Raw genomic sequence first — 11,326 nt, forward strand, 5'->3', positions numbered from 1 at the left:
GGACGCCCCTGACGGCGACAACCACTCCCCAGCGGCCGACCGACCGCAGCGAAGGCAGGCGAGATGACCACCGAGAGCCACACCACCGCGGCCCGTGAACGCATCGAACGATCCGAGGAGAACCAGGGGATAGACGAGATCACCATCCTGTGGATCTCGGAGGGGATGAGCTGCGACGGCGACACCGTCTCCCTGACGGCGGCCATGCAGCCCTCCATCGAGGACGTGGTGCTCGGCCTGATCCCCGGCCTTCCCAAGGTCAACCTGGTCAACAAGGTGCTCTCGCCGAGCCTGGGCGGCGAGGACTTCCTCGCCCCCTACCGGGCAGCGGCGCGCGGCGAGCTGGGCACCCCGTTCATCCTCGTCATCGAGGGCTCGGTGCCCAATCAGGACATCATCGAGGGCGACGGCTTCTGGACGTCGTTCGGCAACGACCCGGCGACCGGACAGCCGCAGACCATCAACTGGTGGATCGACCAGCTCGCCCCGAAGGCGTGGGCCACGGTCGCGGCCGGCACCTGCGCCACCTACGGCGGCATCCACGGCATGGCCGGCAACCCGACCGGTTCCATGGGCCTCGGCGACTACCTGGGCTGGGACTACAAGTCGACGGCCGGGCTGCCCATCGTCAACGTGCCCGGCTGTCCTATCCAGCCGGAGAACTTCATGGAGACCCTGATCTGGGTGCTCCAGCACGCCGCCGGTGACGCGCCGCCGCCCCCGCTGGACCACATGCTGCGGCCGCAGTGGCTGTTCGGCAAGACCGTCCACGAGGGCTGCGACCGGGGCTCGTACTACGAGCAGGGCGACTTCGGCCTCGACTACAACTCCCCCAAGTGCCTGGTGAAGACCGGCTGCTGGGGCCCGGTGGTCAACTGCAACGTGCCCAAGCGCGGCTGGATGGCCGGCATCGGCGGCTGCCCGAACGTCGGGGGCATCTGCATCGGCTGCACCATGCCCGGCTTCCCGGACGCGTTCATGCCGTTCATGGACGAACCCCCCGGCGGCACCCTGTCCTCCCTGGTCATCAAGCCGTACGGCGCGGTCGTGCGCCGGCTGCGCGGCGTGACCAACGAGATGGTCAATCACGAGCCCAAGTGGCGGCACAGGAAGTCCAAGCTCACCAGCGGTTACAACCCGTACTGGCGTGCCTGACGCCGGTACGGCCATCGCAGCACCCCACCACCACCCGCACCACCCCGACAGCGAGGGGCAGTACCGCAGATGACGACCACCGAATCCCGGCCCACGGGGCGCAAACCCGCTCAGCTCGTGGACATGTCCTGGGACCCGATCACCAGGATCATCGGCAACCTGGGCATCTACACGAAGATCGACTTCGCCAACCGCGAGGTGGCCGAGTGCCACAGCACCTCGTCGCTGTTCCGCGGCTACTCGGTGTTCATGAAGGGCAAGGACCCGCGCGACGCCGGGTTCATCACCTCGCGCATCTGCGGTATCTGCGGGGACAACCACACCACCTGCTCCAACTACGCCCAGCAGATGGCGTACGGGATCAAGCCGCCGCCGATGGCCGAGCACATCACCAACCTCGGCGAGGCGGCCGAGTACATGTTCGACCACACGATCTTCCAGGACAACCTGGTGTTCGTGGACTTCTGCGAGGCCATGGTCAAGGCGACCAACCCCGGTCTGCTGGCCCGCGCCGAGCGCACCGACGCCCCGCGCGGGGAGATCCACGGCTTCCGGACCATCGCCGACATCATGAAGGCGTTCAACCCCTTCGAGGGCGAGGTCTACAAGGAGGCCCTCCGGGTCAGCCGGGTCACGCGGGAGATGTTCTGCCTGATGGAGGGACGGCACGTGCACCCCTCCACGCTGTATCCGGGCGGGGTCGGCACCATGCCGCAGCCCAGCGTCTTCACCGACTACCTCAGCCGGCTGATGCACGTCATCGACTTCATCAAGAAGGCGGTGGCGATGAACGACGACGTCTTCGACTTCTTCTACGAAGCCCTGCCGGGCTACGAGGAGGTCGGACGCCGCCGCATCCTGCTGGGCTGCTGGGGCGCCTGGCAGGACCCCGCCGTCGTGGACTACCGCTACGCCTCGATGAACGAGTGGGGCAAGGCGATGTACGTGACGCCGGGCGTCATCGTCGACGGGGAGCTGGTCACCAACAACCTGATCGACATCAACCTCAACATGCGCATCATGCTGGGGAGTTCGTTCTACGACGACTGGGTCAACGAGCAGCCGTTCGTCACCCACGACCCGCTGGGCAACCCGGTCGACATGCGGCACCCGTGGAACCAGACGACGGTCCCGGTGCCGCAGAAGCGCGAGTTCGACGGGAACTACAGCTGGGTCATGAGCCCGCGCTGGTACCACAAGGAGACGGACAAGCACCTCGCCCTGGACACCGGCGGCGGCCCCCTGGCCCGCCTGTGGTCGACGGCGCTGAGCGGCCTGGTCGACACCCGATACGTCAAGGCGGCGAACGGCAAGGTGCGCATCCAGCTCCCCAAGGGCGAGTCGCTGCCGGAGACCACGCTGGAGTGGTCCATCCCGAAGTGGAGCAACACCCTCGAACGCGACCGGGCGCGGCCCTACTTCGTGGCGTACGCGGCCGCGATGGCCCTGCAGTTCCTGGAGGAGTCCATGGAGCTGCTGCGGGCGGGCGAGACCAAGGTGTTCCAGGACTTCGAGGTACCGGACGAGGCGATCGGCTGCGGCTTCCACGAGGCCGTGCGCGGGGTCCTGTCGCACCACCTGGTGATCAAGGACAAGAAGATCGCCAACTACCACCCGTACCCGCCGACCCCGTGGAACGCGAGCCCCCGCGACATCTACGGCACCCCCGGCCCGTACGAGGACGCGGTCCAGGGCCAGCCCATCTTCGAGGAGAACGGGCCGGACGACTTCAAGGGCGTGGACATCATGCGCACCGTGCGCAGCTTCGACCCCTGTCTGCCGTGCGGCGTCCACATGTACATGGGCAAGGGCAAGACGCTGGACGTCGTGCACTCCCCCACCTACGGCGCCAGCCATGGCTGACGGCGCCCGGCTCGCCGACCCGGCGGTCGAGGCCCGGCTCGGCCGGCTGGACGAGCTGCTGGAGCGACTGGAGTCCGGCAGCGGCCATCTGTCCGCCGAGGCCCTGGAGTCGGTGGGCCTGCTGACCGAGGTGTACGGGGAGGCGCTGGCCCGGATGCTCGACGGGGCGGACGCCGCCCTGCTGGACCGGGTGGCCGGTGACGAGTTGCTGGCGCATCTGCTGGTGCTGCACTCCCTGCACCCCGAGCCGCCGGAGCGGCGGGCCGAACGTGCGGTGGAGCGGCTGCGGCCCGCGGTGCGTGAGCGCGGCGGAGACCTTCAGTGGCTGGGCGTCGAGGGCGAGGTGGCCCGCGTGCGGGTCGACTCCGGCGGCGGTGGCTGCGGATCGGGGTGCGGCGGAGGTGGCGGGGACGTCACCGAGGTGGTGCGGGCGACCGTACTGGCCGCCGCTCCGGAGCTGCGGGCGGTGGAGGCGGTCACGGCCGAGCGGGCGAAGCCGCCCGCGTTCGTACCGCTCGCCACGCTGACCACGCGCCGGGCGGAGCGTCCGCAGGAGGCGCGGTGAGCGGGGCGCTGGCCCGGCTGATCCGCTCCGGCCCGGCCGGGGCGGGGCGGCCGGAGACGTGCGAGCTGTGCGCCGCGCCGGTGGCCGAGGAGCATCCGCATCTGTTCGAGACGGCGGCCGACGAGGTCCGCTGTGTCTGCGGTGCGTGCTCGGTGCTCTTCGCCGAGCAGGGCTCGGGCGGCGGCCGGTACCGGTTGGTGCCCCGGCGGCGGGTGCGGCTGGCGCCGGTCGACACGGCGGCGCTCGGGGTGCCGGTGGGTCTGGTGTTCTTCGTGCCGCGCGCCGACGGCACGGTGACGGCGCAGGGGCCGAGCCCCGCCGGGGCCATGCGGTGGGAGGTGGACTCCGACGCCTGGCAGGGCCTGGCCGCCGCGTGTCCGCCGCTCGCCTCCGTGGTACCCGACGTGGAGGCGCTGCTGGTCAACACGGTGCGCGGCCAGCAGGAGCACTGGATCGTGCCCGTCGACGACTGCTTCCGGATGGTCGCCCTGGTCCGCGCGGAGTGGCAGGGACTCTCCGGTGGCGGCCGGGTGTGGCCGGCCGTCGAACGGTTCTTCGCGGAGCTCACCGAGCGTTCGTGAAGCCTCAAGATGTGTGCAGCCCAGAGAGGAGACGATCATGGGCAGGATCAGAGTGGGCCGTCCCCAGGTGAAGCCGGACACGCCGACACACGTGCCGGGCCTGCACCAGGGCAACCGCGGCCCCTATCAGGAGCAGGTCGGCCACCACGAGGACGGCACCGCCGACTCGCGCCGCTCCACGGGTGTCCGTACCAAGCGGCACAACGCCATCCTCGACGTCATGCCGAACATCCCGCCGGGATGAGAGGGCAGGAAGTGAGCGCCATGAAGATCGGAAAAGCCGCGCGAGTCGCCGCGAAGACGGAGCGGACCCTGTGGACAGGGCGGCGGGTGCTCGTAGCCCAGGCCGCCGTGCTCGCCGGTCTGACGCTGCTGCTGGTCGTGAGTGAGGTCCCCGGCATCATCCGCGAGATCAAGATCTACCGGATGACCGGCGGCCGCCGCGCGCTCCGCCGGTACCCGTGAGGCCCCGGTGCACGAGCTGTCGATCGCGACCGCGATCGTGGAACAGGCCGGGGAGATCGCCCGCGCGGACGGCGCCGGGGACGTCTCCTCGGTGACGGTGCGGGTGGGTGAGCTGGCGGGTGTGGTGCCGGACGCGCTGCACTTCGCCTTCGAGGTGGCGCGGGACGGCACCTCGCTCGCCTCGGCCCGGCTGGTGGTGGAGCAGGTGACGGCGGTGGCCTGGTGCGGCGGGTGCGCGGCGGAGTTCGCGGTGGGCATGCCGCCGTTCTTCTGGTGCCCCGCCTGCGACCGGCCCTCGCAGGACCTGCGCAGCGGACGGGAGCTGGAGATCACCGCCGTGGAGGCGGTGCCCTGACCCCCGGACGCGCGAACCGGCCCCGTCCCTTTGCGGACGGGGCCGGTTCGCGTGCTCAGCAGATACGCGGAAGCTGCTCCCCGAGCGGCAGGTCGAGTACGCGGGTGCCGCCGAGCCCGGTGGCGACGGTGACCATGCCGGGGTGCTCGGCCACGCACTCCCCGATCAGCGCGGCCCCGGCGCCCTGGGGATGGGCGCGCATCGCGGCCAGCACGGCGTCGGCGTGCTCGCGGGGTACGAAGGCGACGAGCCGGCCCTCGTTGGCGACGTACAGCGGGTCGAGGCCGAGGAACCCGCAGGCGTTGGCCACCTCGTCGGGCACCGGCACGGCCCGCTCGGTGATCCGGACACCGGTGCCGGAGGCGCGGGCGATCTCGTTGAGCGAGGCGCCGAGGCCACCGCGGGTGGGGTCGCGCAGGACGTGCACGTCCTTGGTGACGGCGAGCATGGCCGCGACCAGACCGGCGAGCGGCGCCGTGTCGGAAACGATCTCGACGCCGAACTCCAGCCCCTCCCGCACGCTCATCACCGCGACCCCGTGCAGCCCGATCGGCCCGCTGACGAGGACGGCGTCTCCGGGGCGGGCGCGCTGGGGGCGGATGTCGACGCCGTCGGGTACGAGGCCGACGCCGGCCGTGGTGACGTAGACGCCGTCGCCGTGGCCGGACTCGACCACCTTGGTGTCGCCGGTGGCGACGGTGACCTCCGCGGCTCGGGCGGCCGCGCCCAGCGCGCGGGCGACGCGGTCGACGACGGCGAGTTCCACGCCCTCCTCCAGCACGAATGCCGTGGACAGGTAGGCGGGCCGCGCGCCGCTCATCGCCAGGTCGTTCACCGTCCCGTTGACGGCGAGGTCGCCGAGGCAGCCGCCGGGGAAGAACAGCGGGCGCACCACGTAGGAGTCGGTGGAGAACGCCAGCCGGGCGCCGCCGAGTTCGAGTACGGCGGAGTCGGCGAGCCCGGCGAGGGTGGGATTGCCGTAGGCGGGGGTGAAGACCTGGTCGATCAGCTCGGCGGAGAGGGCGCCGCCTCCGCCGTGGCCCATGACCACCACGCCCTGGTCGCGCAGCGGGGCGGGGCAGGTCCAGTTGGCGGGGTCGATCGCGGGGGCGTCGGTGAGGTCAGCCAACGGGGTTCATCTCCTTACGCGGAACGCGCGATCCGCGGGGCATGGGGCCGCCTTCCATGCGGCGGTACAGGTAGTAGGCGGCGCAGGCGCCCTCGCTGGAGACCATGGTGGCGCCGAGCGGGGTGCGCGGGGTGCAGGCGGTGCCGAACGCCTCGCACTCGGTGGGCTTGATGAGGCCCTGGAGCACCTCGCCGGCCCGGCACACGGCGGGTTCCTCGGTGCGGATGCCGGTGACGTCGAAGCGGTGCTCGGCGTCGTAGGCGCGGTACGCCTCGGCGAGACGCCAGCCGCTGGCCGGGATGGGGCCGATACCGCGCCAGTTGCGGTCGGTGACCTCGAAGACGTCCTCGATCATGCGCAGCGCGGCCGGGTTGCCCTCCTCGCGCACGGCACGGGGGTAGGCGTTCTCCACCCGGTGCTCGCCGCGCTCCAGTTGGTGCACGGCCCGGCGGATGCCCTCCAGGATGTCCAGCGGCTCGAACCCGGTGACCACCATCGGCACCCGGAACCGCTCGGCCAGCTCGGGGTACTCGGCGGTGCCCATCACGCTGCACACGTGCCCGGCCGCGAGGAAGCCCTGCACCCGGCACTCGGGGGCGGTCATGATGGCCGCGACCGCCGGGGGTACCCGGACGTGGGAGACCAGCAGGCTGAAGTTGTCCAGGCCGAGCCGGCGGGCCTGGTGGACGGCCATGGCATTGGCGGGTGCGGTGGTCTCGAAGCCGATGGCGAAGAACACCACCTGCTTCTCGGGGTGCCTGCGGGCCAGTTCGAGCGCGTCGAGCGGGGAGTACACCACGCGTACGTCGCCGCCCTCGCCCTTGACCCGGAACAGGTCGCGGTCGGTGCCGGGTACCCGGAGCATGTCGCCGAAGGAGCAGAAGATCACGTCGGGACGGGCGGCGACCGCGAGGGCCTTGTCGATGACGTCGAGCGGGGTGACGCACACCGGGCAGCCGGGCCCGTGAATCAGCTCGACTTCCTCAGGCAGGAGTTGGTCGATGCCGTGGCGGATGATGGAGTGGGTCTGGCCACCGCACACCTCCATCAGGGCCCAGGGCCGGGTGACGGTGGCCCGGATCTCGTCCAGCAGGCGCCGCGCCAGCTCGGGGTCGTTGAACTCGTCGATGTACTTCACCGGTTCTCACTCCCGCTTCCCTGCCGCTCGGCCTGCTCCCAGGCGTCGCCGAACTCCTCTTCCAGCAGCCCGAGTTGCTCGAACAGCTCCAGCGACGCGCGGGCCGACTCCTCGTCGAGCTTCTGGAGGGCGAAGCCGACGTGCACGATGACGTACTCCCCCACCCGCACATCGGGCAGATACTCGAGACACGCCTGTTTCCGCACTCCGCCGAAGTCGACGAGCCCGGTGAGCGGGTCGGCGCCTTCGTCGATGGCGACGACCTTGCCGGGCACTGCAAGACACATGGGTCACTCCGTCTCGTCTGGGGTGGACTGATGGCCGGGCCGGCGGCGGATCAGCGGGCGCGGCCCGGCCCGGGCACGTGGGCCGCGACCATGAGCTGGCCGAGCGCGAGGCCGCCGTCGTTGGGCGGCACCCGGCCGTGCCGCAGGACGGTGAAGCCGTCGGCGGTGAGCCGGGCGGTGCTGTCCTCCTCCAGCAGGGCGTTGGCGAAGACCCCGCCGGTCAGGGCCACGGTGGTCAGGCCGGTGGCCTCGCGGGCCCGTCGGCACAGCTCTTCCACAGCTCCGGCGACGCCCCGGTGGAAGCGGGCGGCGAGCACGGGCGCGGGCACTCCCCGCCGCAGGTCGGCGAGGAGGGCGCGCAGCGCCGGGGCCGGGTCGGCCTGCGGTCCGGGTGCGAAGCCGAAGGCGTACTCCCCGCTGTCCGCGTCCCGGGCTTCGAGCGCGAGGGCTTCCAGGGCGAGCGCGGCCTCGGCCTCGTGGCCGGCGCGGTGGCAGGCGCCGGTGAGGGAGGCCACGGCGTCGAAGAGGCGGCCCATGCTGCTGGTAGGCACGCAGGCGATGCGGTGGGTCAGCTGACCGTGCAGCACCGCGCGTTCGGTGTCGGTGCAGGCGGCCACGCTGGGCAGGTCGGGCGCCCAGCCGATACCGGCCGCCCAGAGCCGGGCCAGCGCCTGCCGGCAGGGGTTGGCGACACCCGCGTCCCCGCCGGGCAGCGGGGCGGGGACGAGGTGGGCGAAGCGGCGGTAGGCGGAGTAGTCGGCGAGCAGGATCTCGCCGCCCCAGACGGTGCCGTCGTCGCCGTATCCGGTGCCGTCGAAGGCGACGCCGATGACGGGGGTGGCGCCGTCGAGGCCGTGTTCGGCCAGGGCGGCGGCGATGTGGGCGTGGTGGTGCTGGACCAGCGCCGGGGCGGGCAGTCCGGCCTCGGCGGCGCGGCGGCGGGCGTGGGCCGTCGACTGGTAGCCGGGGTGCCGGTCGGCGGCGATCAGGCGCGGGGTGACACCGGTCAGGGTGGCGAGGTGGGCCTCGGCGCGACGGGCGGCGTCCAGGGTGGCGAGGTCGCCCATGTCCCCGATGTGCGGGCCCAGCCACGCCTGGTCGTCCTCGCCGAGGCAGAGCGCGTTCTTCAGGTCCCCGCCGACGGCGAGGGCGGGCCCGACCGGCACCGGGAGGGTCAGCGGCCGGGGGACGTAGCCCCGTGAGCGGCGCAGCAGCTGGGGGGTGCCGTCGGCGCGTACGCGGAGCAGGGAGTCGTCGCAGGGGGCGGCGATGGCGCGGTCATGGGTGAGCCACGCGTCGGCCAGTCCGGCGAGCCGGATGAGTGCCTGGGCGTCGTCGGTGACGATGGGCTCGCCGGAGCGGTTGCCGCTGGTCATCACGAGCACACGGGGTCCCGGCGGGTCGCCGGGCAGGCCGAACAGCAGGGTGTGCACAGGGGTGTAGGGCAGTAGGACACCGAGGTGCGGGCTGCCGGGTGCGATGCCGTCGGCGAGGCGGAGACCGTCGCCGGGAGTACGGGCGCGCAGCAGCACGATGGGACGTTCCGGGCCGGTGAGCGCGGCCCGCTCGGCGTCCGTGAGGTGGGCGACGCTCTCCGCGGTGGCGAGGTCCGCGCACATCACCGCGAACGCCTTGCCGCCGCGTTCCTTCCGGGCGCGCAGCGTGGCGACGGCACGCGGGTCGGTGGCGTCGCAGGCCAGGTGGTAGCCGCCGAGGCCCTTGACGGCCACGATCCGGCCCTGGGCGAGCAGGGCCCGGGCCCGGGCGAGGGCCTCGGCGTCGCGGGCCGGGCGCGCTCCGGTGCCCTCGGCGGGGATGAGGCTCAGGCCGGGTCCGCAGTCGGGGCAGGCGACGGGCTGGGCGTGGAAGCGCCGGTCGAGCGGGTCGCCGTACTCGCGGGCGCAGGCGGGGCACATCGGGAAGCGGGCCATGGTCGTGGCCGCGCGGTCGTACGGCATCGCGGTGGCGATGGTGAAGCGGGGGCCGCAGTGCGTGCAGGTGACGAAGGGATGCCGGTGGCGGCGGTCGGCGGGGGCCGCGAGTTCGCGCAGGCAGTCGGCGCAGGTGGCGGTGTCGGGCGGCAACTGGGTGCGGCCGGTGGTGTGTCGGGTCGCCTGGATGGTGAACGTCCCGCCCGTGCCGGTGGCGGGGAGGTCCTCGTGGCCGATGCCGGTGACCGAGGCGAGCGGAGGCGGGTGTTCGGCGAGCAGCTCGCAGAACCGCTCCACGTCGTGCGGCGGGCCCTCGACCTCGATGAGGACACCGTCGGCGGTGTTGCCGACGAACCCGGCGAGGGCGTACTCGGCCGCGAGCCGGTGCACATGGGGCCGGAAGCCGACGCCCTGCACCGTGCCCCGCACGGTGAGACGGCGGCGCATCCGGCCCGTCGCGGGGGCCGTCATGCGAGGGGGGCGGCGGCCGGGTCGTGGTCGTGGCTGTGGCCGCCGTGGGAGTGGCCGTGCGGTCCGGGGGCCAGCGGCGGGCGGTGGGCGGGCGGCGCGTGCCGGACGGCGAGGGCCCGCTCCAGCAGGACGTCGACGCCGTCGCCGCTGCGCGCGCAGGTCCGCACCGTCTCCACGCCGGGGTTGACCCGCTGGACGTTGGCGCGGAAGGCGGCCTCGTCGAATCCGGCGGGGACGGCGAGGTCGGTCTTGGTGATGGCGACCAGGTGGGCGGAGCCGAAGGCGGTGGGGTACTTCAGCGGCTTGTCCTCGCCCTCGGTGACGGCCATGAGGGCGATCCGCAGGGTCTCCCCGAGGTCGTAGGAGGCCGGGCAGACGAGGTTGCCGACGTTCTCCACGAACAGCACCTCGGTGTCGGCGGGGAGCCAGCCGTCGAGGCGGTCGCGGACCTGGCCGGCCTCCAGGTGGCACAGCCCGTCCGTGAGGAGCTGCTGGACCGGGGCGCCGGAGCGGGCGAGGCGCTGGGCGTCGTTCTCGGTCGCGAGGTCGGCGGTGAGGGCGGCCACGGGGACACCGCGCTGGACGGCGCGGGCCAGGACGCGGGCGAGGAGTTCGGTCTTGCCGCTGCCGGGGCTGGACAGCAGGTTGACCACGGTGACGCCCCGTTCAGTGAGGTCCTCACGCAGGCGGGCGGCGAGATCGTCGTTCTTGGCCAGGACGGCCTGCTTGACGTCGGACCGGCACATGGGCACAGCTCCTCGGGAAGATCGGGGGCCCGGGCCGTGCCGGGCACGGCCCAGGGGTCTCACCGATCTTCGGGTCCGCCCGTCCCGAGGCCGGGCAGCGCAGCCGCGTGCGGGGTCCCGGATTCCATCGGGCGGCCCAACGGGGGCGTGGGCGCGGCCGGGTCGGCCAGCAGGACCGGGATCAGGGTGTGCAGCGCGTCGACGGCCCGTGCGACGGCCTCGCGCACCGGTTCGCTGAGGCCGGGGGCGATGTCCTCGTCCGGGCTGGGCAGCACCGCGGGCTCGCAGGCGAGGACGAGGACGCGGGGCAGGGGTTCGTCGCCGAGGTGGGTGGCGAGGGCGAGCACCTTCTCCGGGTCCATCCCGTGCGCCTCGGGCACGACCGTGGCGTCCGGGGGTTCGGCCTCGACCAGGGAGAGGGTGCCGGGGCACTGTCCCCGGGGGGCGGCGTCGACGAGTACGGCGGTGGCGCAGCCGCCGAGCAGGGCGTAGGCGAGGTCCATGCCCCGGATGCCGAAGTCCCGTACGTGGGCGCCGGGCGGGAGGGGACGGTGTTCGAGGGCGCGGACGACCTCGGGGCCGAAGGCGTCGTCGCCGAGGAAGATGTTGCCCACTCCGGCCACCAGCAGGGGTTCGGGGC

The 11,326-nt window shown here is 72.8% G+C and carries 13 protein-coding genes; 7 read left to right on the top strand and 6 right to left on the bottom strand.

Going from position 1 to position 11,326, the window contains the following annotated elements:
- The first annotated feature begins 63 nt into the window (after nucleotides 1-63).
- The 7 genes from CCN33_RS20725 to hypA all read left to right on the top strand — a co-directional run bounded on the left by CCN33_RS20725 (nucleotide 64) and on the right by hypA (nucleotide 4,984).
- Nucleotides 64-1,155, top strand: a complete 1,092-nt coding sequence (locus CCN33_RS20725; RefSeq protein ID WP_086695070.1) for an NADH-quinone oxidoreductase subunit B family protein — start codon at nucleotides 64-66, stop codon at nucleotides 1,153-1,155.
- A gap of 69 nt (nucleotides 1,156-1,224) precedes the next feature.
- Nucleotides 1,225-3,018, top strand: coding sequence for a nickel-dependent hydrogenase large subunit (locus tag CCN33_RS20730; RefSeq protein ID WP_086695071.1), 1,794 nt, complete (start codon nucleotides 1,225-1,227; stop codon nucleotides 3,016-3,018).
- On the top strand, nucleotides 3,011-3,583 hold the full coding sequence (locus tag CCN33_RS20735) for a NifU family protein (RefSeq protein WP_086695072.1): 573 nt from the start codon (nucleotides 3,011-3,013) through the stop codon (nucleotides 3,581-3,583). The genes CCN33_RS20730 and CCN33_RS20735 overlap by 8 nt, the downstream gene beginning before the upstream one ends.
- On the top strand, nucleotides 3,580-4,164 hold the full coding sequence (locus CCN33_RS20740; protein ID WP_086695073.1) for a DUF5947 family protein: 585 nt from the start codon (nucleotides 3,580-3,582) through the stop codon (nucleotides 4,162-4,164). Before CCN33_RS20735 ends, CCN33_RS20740 begins: the two co-directional genes overlap by 4 nt.
- Nucleotides 4,165-4,201: 37 nt before the next feature.
- Nucleotides 4,202-4,408, top strand: a complete 207-nt coding sequence (locus CCN33_RS20745; RefSeq protein WP_086695074.1) for a hypothetical protein — start codon at nucleotides 4,202-4,204, stop codon at nucleotides 4,406-4,408.
- A 20-nt stretch (nucleotides 4,409-4,428) separates the two neighbouring features.
- On the top strand, nucleotides 4,429-4,629 hold the full coding sequence (locus CCN33_RS20750; protein WP_086695075.1) for a hypothetical protein: 201 nt from the start codon (nucleotides 4,429-4,431) through the stop codon (nucleotides 4,627-4,629).
- A gap of 7 nt (nucleotides 4,630-4,636) precedes the next feature.
- The gene (gene hypA / locus CCN33_RS20755; protein ID WP_086695076.1) at nucleotides 4,637-4,984 is read left to right on the top strand and encodes a hydrogenase maturation nickel metallochaperone HypA; all 348 of its coding nucleotides are present in this window, start codon (nucleotides 4,637-4,639) and stop codon (nucleotides 4,982-4,984) included.
- Between the two features lie 55 nt (nucleotides 4,985-5,039).
- Here the strand turns inward: hypA and hypE are convergent, their stop codons facing one another.
- From hypE to CCN33_RS20785, 6 genes are read right to left on the bottom strand one after another with little or no spacing between them, the layout of a single operon-like run.
- Complete coding sequence (hypE, locus tag CCN33_RS20760; protein ID WP_086695077.1) at nucleotides 5,040-6,113, bottom strand: hydrogenase expression/formation protein HypE; 1,074 nt, start codon at nucleotides 6,111-6,113, stop codon at nucleotides 5,040-5,042.
- On the bottom strand, nucleotides 6,106-7,251 hold the full coding sequence (hypD, locus tag CCN33_RS20765) for a hydrogenase formation protein HypD (protein WP_086695078.1): 1,146 nt from the start codon (nucleotides 7,249-7,251) through the stop codon (nucleotides 6,106-6,108). The genes hypE and hypD overlap by 8 nt, the downstream gene beginning before the upstream one ends.
- The gene (locus CCN33_RS20770; RefSeq protein WP_086695079.1) at nucleotides 7,248-7,538 is read right to left on the bottom strand and encodes a HypC/HybG/HupF family hydrogenase formation chaperone; all 291 of its coding nucleotides are present in this window, start codon (nucleotides 7,536-7,538) and stop codon (nucleotides 7,248-7,250) included. The genes hypD and CCN33_RS20770 overlap by 4 nt, the downstream gene beginning before the upstream one ends.
- A 50-nt stretch (nucleotides 7,539-7,588) precedes the next feature.
- Nucleotides 7,589-9,940 (bottom strand): carbamoyltransferase HypF, encoded by a 2,352-nt coding sequence (hypF, locus tag CCN33_RS20775; protein ID WP_086695080.1) that lies wholly within the window; start codon nucleotides 9,938-9,940, stop codon nucleotides 7,589-7,591.
- On the bottom strand, nucleotides 9,937-10,686 hold the full coding sequence (gene hypB / locus CCN33_RS20780) for a hydrogenase nickel incorporation protein HypB (protein ID WP_086695081.1): 750 nt from the start codon (nucleotides 10,684-10,686) through the stop codon (nucleotides 9,937-9,939). The genes hypF and hypB overlap by 4 nt, the downstream gene beginning before the upstream one ends.
- 59 nt (nucleotides 10,687-10,745) lie before the next feature.
- On the bottom strand, nucleotides 10,746-11,315 hold the full coding sequence (locus CCN33_RS20785; RefSeq protein ID WP_244173885.1) for a hydrogenase maturation protease: 570 nt from the start codon (nucleotides 11,313-11,315) through the stop codon (nucleotides 10,746-10,748).
- Nucleotides 11,316-11,326: the final 11 nt, after the last annotated feature.

The organism is Streptomyces recifensis (assembly GCF_002154615.1).
GTDB lineage: Bacteria > Actinomycetota > Actinomycetes > Streptomycetales > Streptomycetaceae > Streptomyces > Streptomyces griseoluteus.